Raw genomic sequence first — 18,817 nt, 5'->3', positions numbered from 1 at the left:
GCTGAAGTGCTGGTGGCCTACCCTGCCTTCGCGTTGGCGTCGGCCACCACACCGGCGGCAACGTCGTACAGCTTGAGGTTGCCCTGCTGGGAGGTTCGGACGAGGAACGCGAACGCCCGATCGGAGGTCAGCCGGTAGCGCTCCATGACGATCCCAATCGCCTGACCGATCAGGTTCCGGGTCCGAAGTGCCTCGTTCATCGTTTCGTCCTGCCGGCTCCAGCCGAGTGCAACCGCGGCCAGGTTCGCGAACAAGCCGCCTAGCTGGCATGTCTCCAGCGTGAGCTGGTGTGGCTTGGTCGCATACATGTTTACGCCGCCCCGCACATGCGGCTCCGCGCGGAACTGAAAGGCCAGCTGCGAACCGACACCCAGCTCCGCGGCGCGCGGCCCGTACGCCGGCCACCGCGGATCCGTCGCGACGTCGTCGACCCGTACCACCGGGTCCGCCAGGACCGCCTGCAAGCACGGCCCTTCGCCCAGCTCGTACTGCAGCTTGTCCACCCGGACCGCGGCCTCGTCACTCGGAGCGAGCGTCTCGATCCGCCCGTCCTTGCTCGTGATCGAGATGCTCGCGAAGTCGATCCCGGGAACCGCGGCCACGACGCCGGCGGTGATCGAATCCAACGCGTCGTTCACGTCCATCGGGAAATGCAAGGACTCCGACACCCTCGCCATCACAACAGCAAGCTCGGCAAACTCCACGTCCGCGGTCCGCTCCGGCCCCGGCACAGCAGGAGCCATCCAGTCGAAAACCGAAGACGCCTCAGCCCACTGCTGAAAACAGATGATCACCGGCCCTTTCAGAATACCGCCGCCGGCCCAAGTGAGCGGCGCGGCGCAGCCGCCAAACAGCTGACCGAACAACAACGACCACCGAGTCGCCGACCTCCGACCCTGGTCGTCAGGTCAGCCGGCGGCCATCAAGCAGCCGACGACCGCTCCGCCGAGTCCGCGAAGGACGGGACATGTACAGCGTCAGACCGTCCGGACCCCACCCCAGCGCCGCCCGACGCGGAAGCTGCGACCCGCCGGGCGGGGTTCGGTACCGCTCTCGAAACCGGCGCTCAGTCCCGCGAGCAGGCCGTCGACCACCTGTCCAAGCTGGCCGCGCGTGGTGACCTCATCGTCCGAGAACTGCACCGCCGATCGCCCCCAACACCGACATCCCGTCCGCGTCGACGGTTCGCCAGCGGTCTCCACCCAACGCTAGTTGCCGTCAGCCCCTACCTGGAACCTGTCGCCGCACAAGGGCTCAACGTACGGGCGGATCGGATGACTGTCACCGTGCCGCATTCGCCGACCAACGCACCCGCGGCACCACAGCGAGCACCCTCTCGGCCGCCTCGGCCGGCTCGGCCGGCTCGGCCGGCTCCCGACTGCCGACTGCATGGACCGAGCCGTCCGCGACCCCATCTCAGCGCTGGCGGACGACGAAGGTGCGCCCCGTCGCGCGACGACGTTCAGCAGCCAACTGCCTGGTACAGCGCGGGGCGCGGACCTCGTTCGACCGGCGGTCCACCCATCATCCTGCCCTCCGGGTGCCGAGGTCTGTTTGCACTACGGCGTACTTGACCGAGCCCGGCGTACAAGCTCACTGAGTTGGACCGCCCGCACTGGGATCTCCCGTAAAGAGGCGGTCCCGGCGTGGGGAGCGCCTGAGACCGCCTGCGCGACCCGGTCTCGGGGGCAGAGATCCGGCCGCTTGTCATTCAGTACCCAGGGGTCCGCCGTGCTAACGCAGCGCGCCCTGGAGAGCAAGTGGTTGCTCCGCGGCGGCTGCGGCGTCGTACTGCGACTATGTGCAGACAGGACTCTGGTTGCCACCGGCACCTATTCGACGTGCGTCGCACCCGGCGGTCTGGTTACTCGAGCCGACGTGCGTAGAAGCGGTCCCGGCTGGGTACCGCCGGGCACGGGGTCGCCGGGATTTCGGAGGACGGCTGACCCCAACTGGGAGACGGCGGAGGTGCCAGGCACGCTGATAACCAACAGACGCCTGGCACCTCCGCAGTTTGTCTCTCAGCCGCAGGTCGAACTCCGGCTCACCGTGACCGAACCCGCCTCCTGGCATGCCTCAGCTCACCAAGCCGGTAACCAAGCCAAACCCGCCCGGCAGCCAAGCAGGCCAGTACACCGATCGAGATCAAGAGTGCATCGTTCATGGCATTCCGCTCCTCCCACACAACACCTACCCAACCGGTACCCCCAGGCAATCACCCGCCGACCCACAAGCCACCAACACAAGACTCACCCGACACCGCGCTCGTCCGTCGGTTCGCCCCGCACGCGTGACTTGCACCAGGGTCAACACCAATGCCGCTCAGTCAGCGGACAAGGACCCGCCCGCCGCGCAACCGGGCGGTCATCCCCCCGCATTCAGGGCTCTCCCCTCGTGTAACAGCAGAGAGCCCGGCGCGAGGGGGTAACCCGCCCGCCTGTGCTCGACGTAGTGGCCGGGCGGCGATGCGGGACCGAATGCCGACTGTCGGCGCCGAGATGGTGCCGGCCGACAGGAGGTATACGCCTCCTGCCCGGCGCCCCAGCCGACTGCCCCGTGCGCGGTCCACAGCGGCGGCCGTATACGTCTGTCCGTTGGTACCCTCGGCTCAACCACGACCGCCCGCCCTACCTCGAGCTCCTCACGCGCCGAGTCACACCGCGCGACGTCCGGCGTCCGCGTCCGGCCTCTTCCCCACGCACCATCCCCACGCACCGTCCGCGTGCACCGTCCGCGTGCGGCGTCCCTGCGTGTCGGTTGAGGGGCATCGGCAGGAGTTTGATGGGGCGCTGGCGGCCGACGTGCTGGCAGGTGATGCGTGCACGGAAGGAGGTACGAGGCCAGGGGGCGTGTGCGCGGATCTGATCGAAAGGACGGAGCCATTGTTGATGGCGATTGAATTGATCGGAATCAATCGCTTTTGGCGATGTGAATGCGGCTCTAATGTCGGGTCATACCGGACAAGGAGATTTCGATGACAGTGATGACCGACGACGAATGGCGGGACTTTGTCGCGGCGGGTACCAGGCTCGCCCATATCGCAGTCGTACGCCCGGATGGGCGGCCTCATGTCACGCCTGTGTGTTTTGTTCTCGACGGTGACGAGGTTGCGTTCGCCTTGTCGCCCGGCAGCGTCAAGGAGCAGAGCCTCGCTCGCGATCAGCGCATCGCGGTCTGCGTCAGTGATGACCAGCAGCCCTACAGCTTCGTCACCATCGAAGGAGAGGCACTGGTGTCGGCCGAGCCGGACCAGATCAGACAGGTCGCCGCCGGCATCGGACGCCGCTACTACCCCTCCCAGCCGGCGGATGACTTCGCTGAATCGTTCGTGCAGGCGGGTTTCACCGCAGTACGCATCAGCATCACCAATGTCATCGCCCGATCCGGCCTCGGCTGACAGGGCCGGACAGCGACAACTTCTGCTCTCGACGTCGGCATCGTGGTGGCATCCGTTCGTCAGGGCGGGACCACGATCCTGCTGGTGGTGTGACCCTGCCGGGTACGGACAGGGTCACGACCAAAGTCTATTCGTCCAGTAGACATTCGATGCCCGATCTCGAGGTGCGAGACGCGGGAACGCCGGCTGAGTTAGCGTTGGAGGATGAGCCGGATCTTCACCGTCAGTTTCGCTTCCGTGTACCCCCACTACGTGACGAAGGTCGAGAAGAAGGGGCGCACGAAGGCCGAGCTCGATCAGGTGATCGAGTGGCTGACCGGATTCGACGCCGCCGCGTTGAAGCAGCATCTCGCCGCAGAGACGACGTTCGAGGACTTCTTCGCCGATGCGCACCTCAATCCGCGGGCGTCGTCGATCACCGGTGTCGTCTGCGGCGTGCGTGTCGAGAGCATCGACGACCCGCTGATGCAGAAGATCCGTTACCTGGACAAGCTCGTCGACGAACTCGCCAAGGGCAAGTCGATGGACAAGATCCTGCGCGCGTAGCCGATCGGCGGGGACCGTCACAGACCGGGCAGATGCCCGGTCTTCTTGTTGACGGTTCACCAGCCGAGGTACTTCGTTGCGGTGGGCAACCGCGGGTGCCGGCGCGTCTGAAGGAGTGGACACGATGACCCAAGTGCACCAGCCCGCCGGGCAGAGCGCCGTACCCAGGCGGCTGTCCCCAGCCGGACTCCGCCGCTTCGTCGAGCAGTTCGCCGAGGAACATCCGCCGCTGTCGCTCGATTCCGCCGATCTGACGATCAGGAATCCTGGTCTCGTCCGCCGGCGGTACGGCGGGGTGTTCACCTACCTGAGCCGCGTCGAGCTCGAGGTCGAGCGGAACGTGCTCGAGCTACGTGCCCTGATGCCCGACGCCACCGACACGGACAGGTTCTTCTACGAGGATGTGTGGTCGCCGCAGGAGTTGCAGCACGGCATCCTTCTCGACGCGGTCCAGCAAGGGTTCGGGATGGCGCCGCCGGAGGTCGATCTGCGGCTCGGGGCGAAGATGCGGGTGGCCGGACTGCTCTCCCAGCTACCCGGCATGCCCGGCGTCATCCGGCTGCTCTACTACCTGACCGGCGCGGCCACCGAGCGGTCGGCCGTGATCGCGTACTCGCGTCTGATCGAAGGACTCGCCGAGCTCGGTGAGCACGCCATCGCGGAAACCGTCATCGCGCCGATCAGACGCCAGGAGCCCGGACACTTCGCGTTCTACCGCTTGTCCGCCGAGGCCCTCGTCCACCAGGAAGGTCTGCGCGACTGGCAACTCCACCTCGCACGGATCCTGCGCCGCCGAACCTTCTCGCTCGTCGGCACCAACAACCGTCAGCAGCGAGCGGACTTCGGCGACGTCGCCCGCGCACTCGACTTCGACCGCGACCTGCTCGAGATCGCCAAACAGGTGAGCCTGGTGGAACGCGAGCTCCTGTGGGCCCGGCAGCAAGGTTTGCAAGTGCCTGACTACATCCTCGCCGCCCTCAAGGACGCGATCGCCCTGTCCATCGCCCGTACCGACACCTGACGCAGTACGACGCCTGCGCTCAGCGCTCCTCGGCCACCGACGCCCGTTCACCACTGCGGGCATCGACGTACGCGCGTACGAGCTCGATCACCAGCCCGGCAGTGCGGGCGAGATAACTCCGGCCGTCGGGAAGCATGGCGGTCGGGCTGATGTAGCTTCGCGGCCCGACGTGGGTCGCCGGATCGAGCCGGTGAACGCTGACCTTCCCGGCGCGGACCGCACGGTTCCACCCGCTGCGCCAGAGCAAGCGCCACCGCTGGGGGAAGATCCAGGCTCCGACCCGCTCGATCCGGTCGTTCGCACTGGTGAGGAGGTCCACGTGCTGCGCACGGCTCAGATCGTTCGCGCCATTGTGGAACGCCCCGAGCATGATCACCAGAACGGGAGCGTGCAACTGGCGGTGGAGTTCGTCGACCGCGCCGGTCGCGACCTGGGCGCCGCCGCTGTAGCTGAGCAGGACGACCGGGATGTTGCTGTCCGCCTGATATCCGGCAAGCCGCAGCTGTACGACGATCTGGTTGCCGACGGCCCGGTTGTACAGCGGCCGGTATCGCCGGTCGGCCGCGACGAACGTCTGCATGACGTTGTGCAGGAACAGCAACAGCCCCGCTCGACGACGCAGCCACGCCCACACCGGCCGGCCGGCGAGTGGATCAGCCAGCGGCGAGTACGGCTGTACCTGCCCCAGCACCCTCAGCTCCGGCGCCCCGGCGATCACGGCCTGAACGAGCTGGCCGCCGTCCCGAGTGTCGCGGAACTGCCGTTTCCCGATGCCGTCGAGGTAGACCAGGTACGCCGCCGGTGGACGATCAGGCGCCGCGCCTCGCGCATAAGGCAGCCCCTCCGGAAGGTTGGTTGTCGGAGATCGCCAACCGACGCTGTAGGCAAGTAGCTCGTACCTGGCCAGCAAACCTTCGACGATCAGCGCCAACCCGAGACCACCCACGCACAGCAGGACGATGTTCATACGGCCGGCTCCAGTACTCCGATGGCGAGGATCCTCGCGACCAGACGTCGTACGACGTCAACAGCGAGCGCAAGGCCGAACCCGGCGACGGCGACGCACCCCGCGGCAACGCCCCACGCGATCCCACTCGCGGACGCGAGCTCACCGGCCAGAGCCGCACCTACTACGGTGAGCAGCACGAAGTGGAGCAGCGGCCCGAGCCACGGGAACGCGATGACACCGGCAAGCACCAGCGGAGCGATCAGCGAGGGTGTCCAGAGCAACCTGTCCGCGTCAGGCGTCGACGGCAAAAGCCCCGCGAGTGTCCAGGCGGCCCACGGCCACGACGCGATGACCGCACTCTCGACAAGGGTGCCCGTCAGTAGCAGCCCGACCACCACAGGCCGCGACATCCCAGGCCTGCGTGACACCAGAGGAAGGACCCGGCCGGCAGCCTCCGACAGACCGGCGATCATCACCAGCACAATGACAAGCGGCATCGGTCAGCCTCGCTGTGTCGGATCAACGCGAGCCGGTCGATCGAGCGAGCCGGCAGCCTCCAACGAGATCTCCAGCTCATCGGCGGCACGTCGATACCCGCCTGCTTCACGCTGGGCAGCCCGCAGCGTGCGGGCCGCCGTACGGAACCGCGGGTCGTCGAGGAGCTGCCGTGCGAGCGGTTTTACGGATCCCGCGCCGACCTCCTCGGTACGGATGGACAGTCCGGCTCCGAGCTCGGCGACGCGACCTGCCACCATCGGCTGATCGGCGCCCTGCGGAACGACGAGCATCGGGACACCGGCGTACAGGGCCTCGTTGACACTGTTCATCCCGCCATGGGTCACGAACAGCGACGCACGCGCCAGCACGTCCGGTTGAGGCACCGACTGGCGCACCAGAACGTTGGCCGGCAACGGAGCCAGCGCTGACGGATCGGTCTGTCCGGTCGCCACGACCACAGTGCCGCCGAGCGGACTGAGGGCAATCGCCAAGCTGCGCAGCAAGCGTGGATCCGCTTTGAACACCGTGCCGAGCGAGACGTACAGCACCGGGTCGCGCAGCCAGTCGAGCGGGAACGACGCGTCGGCCGGACGTGCGCCGATGCTCGGGCCGACGAACCGGTAGGACCGATCGAACTCGCCGGCGCCGGGCTGGAACGCCGACGACGTGTACACGAGATTGAGCGGTTGACGAATGTTGCCGAGGTCAACCAGTGGCACTGCCCCGACATCGAAGCGGCGGCGCAGTTCCCTGCGGGCTCGAAGGTAGCCCCTGACGTTTCCGGGCTGCGCCGCCGCAACCAGCAGCAAGTCCTTCGACATCCGTGTGGGACTCGGGATCTGCCGGTTGAACGCGAACGTCGTGAACGACGACACCGCCGGCACCCCGAGCTCGCGAGCGGCCACCGCACCCCACGGACAGGCGGAGTCGTGGACGATCAGGTCCGGCTGGAGGTCGCGCAGCTCCGCGAGTACGGTCGGCAGCACGCGTACGGCGGTGCTCGCGAGCCCGTCCAGCAACGACAGCGGCGTCGGCGGATCGGGCAGCGGCTGATCCCCGCCGACGTACAAGCGGACCGTCGCGCCGGCGGCCTCGACCTCGGGCCCGAACGCGGGCGAGGTGTGATAGCTGACCGTGTGGCCGCGGCGGACGAGCTCGGCGACGATCGGCAGCGTCGGGTTGACGCGTCCGTGCATGGCGATGTTGAGGAACGAGATCGTGCTCATCGGTTGACCCTCTCCTCGACGTGAGCGTCGTGGCTCGTGGCGCGCGCCTCGGCTCGATACAGCCCCGCGCCGGCGATGCGGAGCCGGTCCAGAAAGCGCTCCGCGGTGACGGAGGCGGTGCTGATCAGTCGCTGCGAATGACCGAAGTCCCACGGGGCGGGCCACTTGTCGACGCCCGTCGGCAGTACGACGGTGGGCACGCGTTGGGAGACGTCGCGCAGGTCGGACTCGATCTGATGGTGCACCTGCAGTACGGCGGCCCTCGATGCGATCGCCCCGGCGCGTTGGCGCGGTGTGATCGGCGGCAACGGCCAACTCGCCGGACCGGTCGAGAGCACCAGCACGCTCGCTGCCCCCGCCGCTTCGGCCGCCCGCACCGGGACATAGGCGATCAGCCCGCCGTCGACGAGCGTGCGCCCCTCCCGGACGACGGGTGGCAAGGCCCCGGGAATTGCCGAACTCGCCAGCAGGGCGGACTCCAGATCCCCGCGGTCCAGTCGTACCTCCGCACCGGTTGCCAGGTCCATCGCGACCGCGGTGAACGGGACCGCCAGCTCCTCGATCCGCGTCGGCAGCTCGGCTCGCGCGATCAGCCGGCGCAGGCCCCGATCGGAGAAGAGACTCGCTCGCGAGGACAGGTAGCCGAACGGAAACACCTCACGACGGCGCAGGTGGGTCCACACGTCGTCCAGCCACGCAGCAGCCGACTTCGGATGGGCGGCAGCGATGGCCCCGGTCAGCGCGCCGACCGACGTACCGACGATCAGATCCGGGACGAAACCACGGCGTTCCAGCGCGTACCCGACTCCGACATGTGCCGCGCCCAGCACTCCACCGCCGCCCAGGACCGCGGCCACCGGACGCGGGAGTTCGTCCAGGCCAAGACACGTCATGTCCGCATCACTCACCTCTCGACCCGTCGCTCGGCCCACCTACAAACCAAGACCGGGCGCCTGGCGATTTTGTGACATGGACGGAGCCGCGAGGCTGGTTGCCGGGTTCAGAACATCGGGAGGCCGCCCTCGGGGCTGTGCACCCGGCGTGACTTCGCCGCCTTGGGTTTGCCGGCACGCCTGCTCTGGTCGGGTAGCAGCACCACTGGACACGGGGCGTGGCGGATGACATGCACGCTGGTCGAGCCGACCAAAGCGTCATGGAACGCGCCGTGACCATGGCTGCCGACGACCAGCAGGTCCGCGTCCCGAGCAGCCTGGCACAGCTGGTCGCTCGGTCGGCCGTCCACGACCACCTTCTCGACCTCCGGCTCCCGGCTGTCACCGACGACCTTCGCCAGGACCTCGTCCTGGATGTCGACTGCGCGTTGCCGGGCCTCCTCCGGACCGCCGATCAGCTGCCCGTATTCGGGCCCGTCCCACGACCAGACGGTGACTGCACGCAGCCGGCACGACCGGCGCCGCGCCTCGTCGTACGCCCACTCGACCGCACGCTGTCCGGCGGCCGATCCGTCCACACCACACACGATCACGCCAGTCACGATGTACCTCCGAACGTTAGAAGCCGGTGACGAGGAGGTCGTCGACGTCGTACCTGAGGTTGTTGTGTACGGCGACGACGCCGGCGACCCGGGATGCGGCGAACCCCGCGTGCTCGACCTGGCTGCGATACGCGAGCTCACCGTCCAGCGTCACGACGCCACCGAGGACCAGAACGGCCGGCGTCGCGCGATCACGGGCCGGCCGGGAACGACCCGGCTCCAAAGCGCGCCGAACCTCGGCGGCGAGCTCGGCATCGGTACGCCGGTAGATCGCGAGCAGCTCGCGCCTGGTCAGCAGCCCGGTCAGTTCGAGCCGCTCGTTCACCACACACAGCGCCGCCCGCGCGGGATCGGACAGCCGACGGACCGCCACACCGATCGGCGCGTTCTCACGAATCAGCGGCGCCGGCGAACTCATCAGCTCACGCGCACAGGTCGCCCGGGCCTGCCGCCTGCGCCGCCGCGCCGCACCGGCGCCCAGGATCGGCAGCGGATCGATCCCGCCGTGGAACTCGAGGTTCGCCAGGATGTCGTACTCCGAGATGACACCGATCGGCGTCCTCGCGGCGAGGACCGGGACGGCACACGCGTCGGCCGTGAGCAGAGCGCATGCGACCTGCTTCAGCGGGGCGCCGGAAGGCACGGTGACCGGCGACCGGATCATCACCGCCCCGACGACGGGTTCGGCCATCTCCCACCTCTTCGGACTTGCTAAGATTATCAAGTCTTGGATTGATTGGTAAGAGCTCGACAGTGAGGAGGCGGGCGCGGTGCACACGCCTCTGTACGAGCGGAAGGCGGAGTTCTTCAAGACGCTCGCTCATCCTGCGCGCATCCGCGTGCTCGAGCTGTTGAGCCAGCGGGACCACTCGGTCGCCGAGATGCTGCCCGACGTGGGGATCGAGGCGTCCAATCTGTCGCAGCACCTCGCGGTACTCCGCCGTGCCGGACTGGTCACGACCCGCAAAGAGGGTTCGAACGTCATCTACTCCCCCGCGAGCCCCGAGGTCGCCGAGCTGCTGGCGGTCGCGCGCCGCATCCTCACCGGCCTCATCAACGACCAGATCGATCTCCTCGAGAACCTCCGCGAACCAGTAGGCCAACCCGCCGCACCCCGCCCGCCGTCCTGAGCCGCTTCGCGCGGAGGGCAGCGGCGCCTCAGAGGTCGTTGCCTGCGTAGGAGAGGTTGAAGCTCTTGTTGGCCAAGGGGAAGTCCGGGACGATCGTGTCGGCGAGCGCGACCGGGAGCGCCGGCCAGTTGAAGAACGACGGGTCGACGATCTTCAGCCGCGAGACCGTGCCGTCCGGAGCGAACTCGACGCGGTGGGCGATGGTGCCGCGCCAGCCCTCGACCAGGCCGACGCCGGACGACCGGCCGGCTGCGAGCCAGCTGGGCTTGGCGGTCTCGGCGCTCCAGGGCGGCCGGGTGGCCAGCAGTTCGATGATCAACGCGACGGAGGCGTGGATCTCGTCGACGCGGGTGAGCAGCCGCGACAGTACGTCCCCGGTGGTGTGAGCCAACGCGACGACCCCGGCGGTCCGCGGCGTGAACGGATGGTCACGGCGGGCGTCGTGGTCGAGTCCGCTGGCGCGGGCGACGTACCCGAGGGTCCCGATGTCGTGCGCCTGGGCCGGCGGCAGTACGGCGGTACCGGTCATCCGATCACGTACGACGCTGTTGCCGAGCGCGATGTCGACGATCTCCTGGACGTCCGCGGCGATCGCCGTGAGCAGCCCCGCCGCAGGAAGCGAACGGACGCGAACGGCACCTGGCGCGACCGCGCCGCGGAGAAGCCGGTGCCCGCTCACGTCCTTGTTCAGCCGTAGCAGCTGTTCGCGGATGCGCTGCGCGTGCGCGTTCGCGATGCCGTACCCGACGTCGTTGCACAGGGCCCCGATGTCGGTGACGTGGTTGTAGAGCCGTTCAAGCTCCAGCAGAATCGCCCGCACCACCTGTGTCTCCGGCGGCACCGCCCAGTCGCGGGCCTCCTCGACCGCCACGCAGAACGCGAGCGCGTGACCGACCGCCGAGTCGCCCGACACGCGCTCGGCCAGCGGCAGCACGTCGGCGATGACTTTGCCCTCGGCAAGTTTCTCGATGCCTTTGTGCACGAACCACAGCCGTGCCTTGAGCTTGAGGATCGTCTCGCCCACGACGGAGAACCGGAAATGGCCCGGCTCGATCAGCCCGGCGTGGATCGGCCCGACCGGGATCTCGTACACCCCCGCGCCGTCGACGGTCAGGAACGGGTACGGCACGTCGACGTCGCCGAACCCGCCGTACTCCGCCGGCTCCCCCGCGTCGCGGCGCATCGGGAACCAGCCCTCAGGCCAGTGCTGGTGCAGCACCAGCCGCCGCGGCGACGGATGATCCGTGACCTCGATCCCGAACAGATCGTGCAACTCGCGTTCGAACCGCCCGGCCGGGAACGACACCGCGGCCAAGCTGGGGATCCGCGGCTCGGACCGGCTCGTCGTCAGCACGAGTTCGACCCTGCGGTCGGGTTGCCCGGCAACAAACAGGTACACCACGCGGAGGCCGTCGGGATCGTCGTGGCCGGAGATCAGTGCCAGCCGGAAGCCCCTGTTCAGCAGTTCCGTCGCGCGCTTCGCGAGAGAGGCCGCGGTGACGGTCGACTGGCGGCGGTTCGGGTACGTTCTGACGTCCGGGCTCATCGGGTACCCACGATCTCCGCGGCGGCCAGCAGCAGCGCGCCGAGCGGCCAGTCGACGATCCCGAGCACGGCGACCACGACGAGCCCCGCCGCCAACGGCACCACGGTCGAGGTCCGCAGCGCCCCGACGGCGGCGGGTTCCGGTGGCCCCGAGCCGAGCAGGATCCCTGCCGCTTTGGTGCTGATCGCGATGAAAACGACCAGCAGCAGGACGAGCACGACCGCCATCACCCATCCCAGCTCGGCGTCGACCCCAGCACGGACGAGACCGACCTCGCTCGCGAACAGGCTGAAGGGCGGTAGCCCCAACAGTGCGACCAGACCCGTTGCGAACAGTCCGGCGAGCAGCGGCGTACGCCCGAACAAGCCCCGGACGGCGTCGATGCGGGTACTGCGTTCGCGCGCGAGAATCTCCCCCGCGCCACAGAACAGCACCGCCTTCCCGAGGCCGTGACCGACGATGTGCAGTAGCGCCGCCGCGATCGCCAACGGCGTACCGATCGCCACACCGATCACTGCGAGCGCCATGTGTTCGATGCTCGAGTAGGCGAGGAGCCGCTTGTAGTCGCGCTGCGCGAGAAGGAGCCCGGCCGCCAGCACCAAGGACATCAGCGCCATCGCGAGCAGGAGGCCGCGCACGAAGCTGGGATCGACACTGGCCACCGCGATGACCCGATACCGGGCCAGTGCGTACACCGCGACAGGCAGGAGCACGCCGGACATCAACGCGGACACCGGTGCCGGTGCCTGACTGTGCGCGTCGGGCAGCCAACTGTGCAGCGGCACCAGACCTGCCTTCGTCCCGAAGCCCAGCACGAGCAGCGCGAACGCGAGCCGCATCACGCCCGGGTCGAGATCACCCGCGTGCGCGACGAGCTCGGTCCAGTCGAGGGTCCCGTGCTCGACGACGCCGGCCTGCGTGGCCGCGTAGTTGACCAGCACCGTCCCCAGATACGCGAGGGCGATGCCGACCGAGCAGATGATCACGTACTTCCACGTCGCCTCCAGCGACTTCCGCGATCGACCGTGCCCGACGAGGAACGCGGTGACGATCGTCGTGGCTTCGATCGCGGCCCACAGCAGACCGAGGTTGTTGGCCAGCACAGCGACGACCATCGCGGCCAGGAACAGCGGAACGAGGGTTCCGTACCACCGGGCGCGGTTCGCGGTGGTACGACCGGTCGCGAGCTCGTCGTCCAGGTACCCGATCCCGACCCAGGCCGCCACGCCGCCCACCGCGCCGATGACGATCAGCATCACGCCGGACAGGGCGTCGATCCGGAACCAGTTCCCAGCCTCGACCGCACCACCTCCGGCGGTCCACACCGTCGTACCCGCGCCCACGGCGAGTACTGCCAGCGCTGCCGCGACGGTTCCGATGGCGACAGATCGCCGCCACCCGAGCTTCGCCGCGCCCGCGGACGCGGCCAGCGGGGCGACGATCGGCGCGGCCACGAGGAGCGCGGCCGGCACACCGGTGAGACTCATCAGTCGTGCAACTCCCGGAGTTCGTCGATGTCCGTGCCGCCGAAGGTCGTACGCAGCCGTGCGGTCAGGACCTGCAGCACGAGCACGACCAGCAGCACGTCGAGCGAGACGGCGAGCTCGACGATCCCGGGGACGCCGCCGGTGATCAGGAACGCGGTCGTGGCGATCCCGTTGTCGAGCAGCAGGAACCCGACGATCTGGGACAACGCCCGGCGGCGCGTCACCAGCACGAAGAATCCGATCAGCACCATCGCCAGTCCGACCGGCACCGCGTGCGTCTCGGCGGTGGGCGAGAGCCGTACGAGAGGGCGAGCGGCGGCGTACGCGAGCAAGGTCAGCAACGCCGCCGCGACGATCGAAGCCGGCACATTGGTGAGCGGCTCGGTTTCGCGGGCCTCACCCCAGTCCTGTGCACTGTCGCGCAGGACGCGGCGAAGGATGCCCGGCACCACGATCGCCTTCAACGCAAGGACGCCCACCGCGACCACGCCGAGCTCGGCGCTTTCCAGCCGTACGTCGAGGACGCCGGCCAACGCGCCGAGCAGGACGCCCTGCAGCACGAGCAGCCGGACGATCGCGGACAGCTCACGTCGCCACAGAACCATCACCGACGACAGCAGCAGCCCGCCGCAGATGAGGTACAGCCATTGAGTCGTCATGATCACGCCAGGAAGAAGGACGAGGAGACAGCCAGCAGACCGAACAGGAACGACCCGGCCAGGAGCTCCGGCACCCGGAACAGCCGCAGCTTGGCCATGAACACCTCGCCAGTCGCCAGCACCACTCCAAGTACTGCGACCTTCACCGCGAACGCCACAACGCCGATCAGTAAGGCCGGCGGCGACACCGACGTCGCGACGCCCCACGGCAGGAACAGGCTCGACCACAGGCCCAGCAACACCGTCAACCGCAGCGCGGACGCGAACTCGACCAGCGCCAGGTCGCGCCCGGAGTACTCCAGCACCATCGCCTCGTGGATCATCGTCAGCTCGAGATGCGTCGACGGGTTGTCGACCGGCAACCGCCCCGCCTCGGCGATCACCACCACCGCCAGCGCGACCGCGGCGAGCAACCACGCCGGCGACAGAACAGCTCCCGGCGCTTGCTGCCCGCGTTCCACGATCGCGGCGAGATTCGTCGAGCCGACCCGGGCGGACAGCGCGAACCCCGCCAGCAGGATCGTCGGCTCGGCCAGCGCAGCGACCGTGATCTCGCGGCTGGCGCCCATCCCGCCGAACGCCGTGCCGGTGTCCAGTCCGGCCAGTGCCAGCGCGACCGTCCCCAGCAGCAGCAAAGCGACGACCGCGAACAGGTCCGCGACGCCGTCCAGCGGCGACACCGTCGCAACGAACGGACCCACCGCCGCGATCACGAGAGACGTCGACACCAGCACGGCCGGGGCCGCGGCGAAAACCCAACTCGACCCTGCCGGACTGATCGGTTCCTTGCGGAACAGCTTGCACAGGTCACGCCACGGCTGCCCGACGCCCGCACCCGCCCGGCCTTCCATCACGGCCCGGACCTGCCGCATCAGCCCGACGAGGTACGGCGCCAGGACGATCAGCAGGACGACCTGGAGAACAACCCCGAGCGTCCTCACGCGGTCAGCCCCACGACGACGAGGACGGTGATCAGCCCGGCCAGCCCGAGCGCGAGGTACCTGTGCGTACTACCGTTCTGCAGCCGGCCGATCAGCACACCGAGCTTGTTGCCCGCAGCAAGAACAGGCGGGTACAACGCCGCCTCGAGCCGGTCGTCGACCCGCTGCCGGTACTGCACGCTCTCGATCAGGTACTGCGATTCCGCGTGGTGCGTCACGTCGACGTCGTTCTCCGGCCGCAGTACGTCGTCGAAGACCCGGGTCAACGGCTCCGCGAACGAAGTCGCGGTGTACTCCATCCGCGGATCGAGCCGCGTGCCGCCGCATCCCCACACGAGCGACGTCCGGCGCGGCAGCCCACGCCGTGCCAACGCGACCACGACCAGAGCCACCGCCAGCAACCCGGCGAGGATCAGCAACGGCGACATCGACCCCTGAATCCCCGTCAGCCGCAACGTGACACCGCCCCGCACGGGCGAACCGTCCCGCACGGTCGGCAGCGTGCCGAGCACCTGGGCCAGCATCGGCCCCAACGCTGCCGGCACAACTGCCAGCCCCACACACACCACCGCGGCGAGAAGCATCGCGGCCCGCATGCTCCTCGGTGATTCCGTCGCCGATGCAGCCGATTCCGACCGTGGGCGGGCCAGGAACCCGACACCGAATGCCTTTACGAACGTCGCCACGCCCAGGCCCGCGGTCAGCGCGACCACCCCGACGGCCAACGGCATCGCCACCGCGACCACGGCATCGGCACCCGGCAGGCCGTGGATCAGGCCCTGGACCAGCAGCCACTCGGACACGAACCCGTTGCCCGGCGGCAACGCCGCAGCCGCCAACGCCCCGACACCGAACAACGCCGCGGTCGCGGGCATCCGCGACACCAGGCCGCCCAGGCTGTCGAGATCACGGACGCCCGTCGATCGCAGTACCGATCCCGCTCCCAGGAACAGCAACGTCTTGAACCCCGCATGGTTGAGCGCATGCAACACCGCCGCCGCCATCAGCAGGCTCGCGAGTGTTCGGTTGCCACCGGCGGCGAACATCCCGCCCGCGCCGACCCCGAGGAAGATCAGGCCCAGGTTCTCGGTCGTCGAGTAGCCGAGCAGACGCTTCAGATCCACCGCGACACTGGCCTGCAGTACGCCGTACAGCGCCGACACGCCACCAACGATCAGCACCAGCAGCCACCACCAGCGCGGACCACCACCGAGCAGGTCCAGCCCGACTCGCAGTACGCCGTACAGGCCGAGCTTCACCATCGCCGCCGACATCAGCGCCGACACCGGGCTCGGCGCCTCCGGGTGGGCCCGCGGCAGCCACACGTGCAGCGGCACCAGACCGGCCTTCGAGCCGAAGCCGACGAAGGTGAGGATGAAGATGATCGAGCGGGACGTTTCCGGCAGGTCTGCTCCGCGCAACGCGTCGAACGACTCGCCACCGGCCTTCGACGCGAACAACGCCAGCCCGAGGAGGATCGCGACCAGGCCGGCGTGCGTCATCGCGCCGTACCAGACACCGGCCTCACGCACCGCGGGCCGCAGCCGGTGCTCGGCAAGGACCAGGGCAAGCGAGGCCAGCGCCATCAGCTCCCACAGGACCAGAAAGGTCGTCACGTTCCCGGCCACCGGCACCAGGATCATCGCCGCCACGAACAACGGCAGTAGTCCCTGCGCCGATCGCGAACCAGCATGTCCAGCGCCGAAGTATCCGACGCAGTAGATGCCGGCCACAACCGCGACGCCGCCGATCAGCAGGCAGAACACGCCGGACAACGCATCCACCGCGATCGATGCCTCGCTCAGCGGCAGTAGCGCCGGGATCGTCGTCGAGAAGGTCCGGCCTGCCAGTGCCAGCAGCCCGGCGGCCACTCCGAGAGCGCCGACGGCCAGTGTCGACAGGCCCGCGATCAACGCACGACGGCGAGGACCACAGCTGAACGCACCCAGCGCTCCCAGCCCGGCGACCACCAGTACGCCGAGCAGCGCCCAACCAATCGTCATCGCCCGGTCAGGTCACGCAAGGCGTCGATGATCTGCGGCGGCTCCGGCGGACACCCTCGGACGACGACGTCGACCGGGATCACCTCCGCGACCGCACCCTCGACGCCGTACCCGCCGGCGAAAACACCACAGTTGTGCGCGCAGTCCCCCACCGCGACGACTCGCTTCGGCGCCGGTGTCGCGTCGTACGCCTTGCGCAGCGGCTCGGCCATGTTCCGCGTCACCGGCCCGGTCACCAGCAGGACGTCGGCGTGCCGCGGCGAGGCGACCAGGCGAGCGCCGTACCGCTCCGCGTCGTACACCGGACCGAACGCGGACCCGATCTCGATCTCACACCCGTTGCACGACCCCGCATCCACGTGCCGCACCTGCACCGAGCCCCGCAGTACGTCGTCGCGCGCAGGACGCCGCTCGGGGGCAGGCTCCGCGACCCGGCCGGTCGACCGGATCTTCCGGAGCAGCGCTCTCACCGGGCGTCCCGCCGTACCCGAGAGCCACCTGCGGTGACCGTGTCCGCGCGCAGCCCGTCCAGCAGCTCCACCTGCTCGGCCAGCACCTCCGTCAGGATCACCCGCGCGACCGCGAGCAGCTCGGCGACCTGGGGGCTCGTCAGCGAGTAGTACACCTGCGAACCCTCGCGGCGCGTGGTCACCAGACCGGCGCGTCGCAATACCGCCAACTGCTGCGAAAGGTTCGACGCCTCGAGACGAAGCTCCGGGAGGAGCTCACTGACCGCCATCTCCCGCTCACTCAGCAGCTCCAGCACCCGGATCCGCGCGGGATGCCCCAGTGTCTTGAAGAACTCCGCCTTCACCTGGTGCAGCGGTGTCGTCATCCTCGGCCTTCCGGTTACTCCATCATCTGCGCAATCCATGCGATCATGAATTGAAGAATTCTGCAACTCATGCATAAGCTAGGACCACCATGGACACGTTCACCGAGGAACTGCGTCAACGGATCGCCGCCGCGCGGGGACAACTCCGCGCCGCGCAACAGACCGGAGACCTCGACGCCGAGCGCATCTACTCCGGCGAACTCGACAGCCTCCTCCGCCTCGCCCTCGAGAACGACGTCATCGTTCCACCGGAGACCACCGCCGACCCCGTCTGAACCGACCGACTCTGTCTGGGGGGACATTGGAAACCGCCGCCCGCTACGAAGTGATCTCTACTTCGCCTGCGCACACCGCACCGATCCGCACCGTGACCGACGCCGCCGGCGTCACAGAACTCGTCCGCCGGGCCGCCGCCACCGGGACCCGGGTCCACATCCGCCCCTTGCCCGACGACCAGCCGGCACCACGCGAAGAGGTACCCGCCCCGAACAGCCCAGGACGAGCACCCCTCCGCGGCACGTGACCGCCGCACGCCGGCCGTCAGTCGCGGATGGTGCAGATCTCGGCGCCCCGGATGTTCGCGCACGCCTTCCAGGGTCCGCCGTGGATACCGACCCTGGGAGTGAAAGTGCCGCGATTGTCGACGGCGACGGTGCGCAGACCGGTGATCGTGTTCGCCGCGCTCCTCAGGTAGACCTGCATGCCGACCCTGGTCTGTCCGTACACCAGTCCGTACCAGCCGTCCTCGCACCGGTACAGCGCGAGGTGCACGACCAACGCGTAGGTCTTGGTGTCGATGGTCGTACACGACGCGACTGCTGCCGGAGGGCCGGCCTCAGCACTCCCACTGCCGTCCGGTGCCGCGGCGGCTGCACCGCCTGACACACCGAGGCCCACGAGCGCCAACCCGAGAGCCGCCGAGACGAAGTTGTAGATCCGGTTCATCATTTTCCTCCCCGAACGTTTCCCGCACGCCGTGCGGGAGCGGACTGTTGAGTACATGAGACCCGGTCCCGCTTTCATTCTGCTTTCAGCTGCTCCGCGGCGTCGCGACGAGACGCTTCCGGGGCCGGACCGACCCGGA

Annotated in this window: 21 protein-coding genes; 5 read left to right on the top strand and 16 right to left on the bottom strand. The window is 68.7% G+C overall.

Going from position 1 to position 18,817, the window contains the following annotated elements; genetic code table 11:
• Positions 1-17: 17 nt before the first annotated feature.
• Both BJY22_RS23890 and BJY22_RS23885 read right to left on the bottom strand, forming a co-directional pair.
• Positions 18-743 (bottom strand): GAF and ANTAR domain-containing protein, encoded by a 726-nt coding sequence (locus BJY22_RS23890; protein ID WP_167210297.1) that lies wholly within the window; start codon positions 741-743, stop codon positions 18-20.
• 234 nt (positions 744-977) lie between these two features.
• Complete coding sequence (locus BJY22_RS23885) at positions 978-1,142, bottom strand: hypothetical protein (protein ID WP_167210296.1); 165 nt, start codon at positions 1,140-1,142, stop codon at positions 978-980.
• A gap of 1,832 nt (positions 1,143-2,974) precedes the next feature.
• Between BJY22_RS23885 and BJY22_RS23880 the strand changes: the two genes are divergently transcribed.
• The 3 genes from BJY22_RS23880 to BJY22_RS23870 all read left to right on the top strand — a co-directional run bounded on the left by BJY22_RS23880 (position 2,975) and on the right by BJY22_RS23870 (position 4,964).
• The gene (locus BJY22_RS23880) at positions 2,975-3,397 is read left to right on the top strand and encodes a PPOX class F420-dependent oxidoreductase (RefSeq protein WP_238350444.1); all 423 of its coding nucleotides are present in this window, start codon (positions 2,975-2,977) and stop codon (positions 3,395-3,397) included.
• Between the two features lie 204 nt (positions 3,398-3,601).
• Positions 3,602-3,943: a DUF2200 domain-containing protein gene (locus tag BJY22_RS23875; protein WP_167210294.1), complete on the top strand. Its 342-nt coding sequence runs from the start codon at positions 3,602-3,604 to the stop codon at positions 3,941-3,943.
• 124 nt (positions 3,944-4,067) lie between these two features.
• Positions 4,068-4,964 carry a GTP-binding protein LepA gene (locus tag BJY22_RS23870; protein ID WP_238350443.1) on the top strand — a complete coding sequence of 299 codons (897 nt, stop codon included), beginning with the start codon at positions 4,068-4,070 and terminating at the stop codon, positions 4,962-4,964.
• A 19-nt stretch (positions 4,965-4,983) separates the two neighbouring features.
• On the opposite strand, the gene BJY22_RS23865 is transcribed toward BJY22_RS23870, so the two are convergent.
• The 6 genes from BJY22_RS23865 to BJY22_RS23840 form a co-directional block, all read right to left on the bottom strand.
• Positions 4,984-5,931, bottom strand: a complete 948-nt coding sequence (locus tag BJY22_RS23865; protein ID WP_167210292.1) for a hypothetical protein — start codon at positions 5,929-5,931, stop codon at positions 4,984-4,986.
• Positions 5,928-6,410 carry a hypothetical protein gene (locus BJY22_RS23860; RefSeq protein WP_167210290.1) on the bottom strand — a complete coding sequence of 161 codons (483 nt, stop codon included), beginning with the start codon at positions 6,408-6,410 and terminating at the stop codon, positions 5,928-5,930. Before BJY22_RS23860 ends, BJY22_RS23865 begins: the two co-directional genes overlap by 4 nt.
• Before the next feature lie 3 nt (positions 6,411-6,413).
• Positions 6,414-7,637 (bottom strand): macrolide family glycosyltransferase, encoded by a 1,224-nt coding sequence (locus BJY22_RS23855; protein WP_167210288.1) that lies wholly within the window; start codon positions 7,635-7,637, stop codon positions 6,414-6,416.
• Positions 7,634-8,530, bottom strand: coding sequence for a patatin-like phospholipase family protein (locus BJY22_RS23850; protein ID WP_167210286.1), 897 nt, complete (start codon positions 8,528-8,530; stop codon positions 7,634-7,636). The genes BJY22_RS23855 and BJY22_RS23850 overlap by 4 nt, the downstream gene beginning before the upstream one ends.
• A 107-nt stretch (positions 8,531-8,637) precedes the next feature.
• Positions 8,638-9,132, bottom strand: a complete 495-nt coding sequence (locus BJY22_RS23845) for a universal stress protein (protein ID WP_167210284.1) — start codon at positions 9,130-9,132, stop codon at positions 8,638-8,640.
• A 16-nt stretch (positions 9,133-9,148) separates the two neighbouring features.
• Positions 9,149-9,823: a CBS domain-containing protein gene (locus BJY22_RS23840; RefSeq protein WP_167210282.1), complete on the bottom strand. Its 675-nt coding sequence runs from the start codon at positions 9,821-9,823 to the stop codon at positions 9,149-9,151.
• 79 nt (positions 9,824-9,902) lie between these two features.
• On the opposite strand from BJY22_RS23840, the gene BJY22_RS23835 reads away from it, so the two are divergent.
• Entirely contained in the window at positions 9,903-10,262 is a 360-nt protein-coding gene (locus tag BJY22_RS23835) for a metalloregulator ArsR/SmtB family transcription factor (RefSeq protein ID WP_167210280.1), read from the top strand.
• 28 nt (positions 10,263-10,290) lie between these two features.
• On the opposite strand, the gene BJY22_RS23830 is transcribed toward BJY22_RS23835, so the two are convergent.
• From BJY22_RS23830 to BJY22_RS23800, 7 genes are read right to left on the bottom strand one after another with little or no spacing between them, the layout of a single operon-like run.
• Positions 10,291-11,808 (bottom strand): hydrogenase large subunit, encoded by a 1,518-nt coding sequence (locus tag BJY22_RS23830; RefSeq protein WP_167210278.1) that lies wholly within the window; start codon positions 11,806-11,808, stop codon positions 10,291-10,293.
• Positions 11,805-13,295 carry a proton-conducting transporter transmembrane domain-containing protein gene (locus BJY22_RS23825; protein ID WP_167210276.1) on the bottom strand — a complete coding sequence of 497 codons (1,491 nt, stop codon included), beginning with the start codon at positions 13,293-13,295 and terminating at the stop codon, positions 11,805-11,807. The genes BJY22_RS23830 and BJY22_RS23825 overlap by 4 nt, the downstream gene beginning before the upstream one ends.
• Positions 13,295-13,954 carry a hypothetical protein gene (locus BJY22_RS23820; RefSeq protein WP_167210274.1) on the bottom strand — a complete coding sequence of 220 codons (660 nt, stop codon included), beginning with the start codon at positions 13,952-13,954 and terminating at the stop codon, positions 13,295-13,297. Before BJY22_RS23820 ends, BJY22_RS23825 begins: the two co-directional genes overlap by 1 nt.
• A 2-nt stretch (positions 13,955-13,956) precedes the next feature.
• Positions 13,957-14,895: an NADH-quinone oxidoreductase subunit H gene (locus tag BJY22_RS23815; protein ID WP_167210272.1), complete on the bottom strand. Its 939-nt coding sequence runs from the start codon at positions 14,893-14,895 to the stop codon at positions 13,957-13,959.
• Positions 14,892-16,898, bottom strand: a complete 2,007-nt coding sequence (locus tag BJY22_RS23810; protein ID WP_167210270.1) for a proton-conducting transporter transmembrane domain-containing protein — start codon at positions 16,896-16,898, stop codon at positions 14,892-14,894. The genes BJY22_RS23815 and BJY22_RS23810 overlap by 4 nt, the downstream gene beginning before the upstream one ends.
• Positions 16,895-17,368 (bottom strand): NADH-quinone oxidoreductase subunit B family protein, encoded by a 474-nt coding sequence (locus BJY22_RS23805; RefSeq protein ID WP_167210268.1) that lies wholly within the window; start codon positions 17,366-17,368, stop codon positions 16,895-16,897. Before BJY22_RS23805 ends, BJY22_RS23810 begins: the two co-directional genes overlap by 4 nt.
• Entirely contained in the window at positions 17,365-17,733 is a 369-nt protein-coding gene (locus BJY22_RS23800; protein WP_167210266.1) for an ArsR/SmtB family transcription factor, read from the bottom strand. The genes BJY22_RS23805 and BJY22_RS23800 overlap by 4 nt, the downstream gene beginning before the upstream one ends.
• Positions 17,734-17,822: 89 nt before the next feature.
• On the opposite strand from BJY22_RS23800, the gene BJY22_RS23795 reads away from it, so the two are divergent.
• Positions 17,823-18,008 (top strand): hypothetical protein, encoded by a 186-nt coding sequence (locus tag BJY22_RS23795; protein WP_167210264.1) that lies wholly within the window; start codon positions 17,823-17,825, stop codon positions 18,006-18,008.
• A gap of 265 nt (positions 18,009-18,273) precedes the next feature.
• Here the strand turns inward: BJY22_RS23795 and BJY22_RS23790 are convergent, their stop codons facing one another.
• Positions 18,274-18,681, bottom strand: a complete 408-nt coding sequence (locus BJY22_RS23790) for a hypothetical protein (protein ID WP_238350442.1) — start codon at positions 18,679-18,681, stop codon at positions 18,274-18,276.
• Positions 18,682-18,817: the final 136 nt, after the last annotated feature.

The sequence above is a fragment of the Kribbella shirazensis genome, from assembly GCF_011761605.1.
GTDB lineage: Bacteria > Actinomycetota > Actinomycetes > Propionibacteriales > Kribbellaceae > Kribbella > Kribbella shirazensis.
This window is presented reverse-complemented; position numbering and strand designations above follow the sequence as displayed.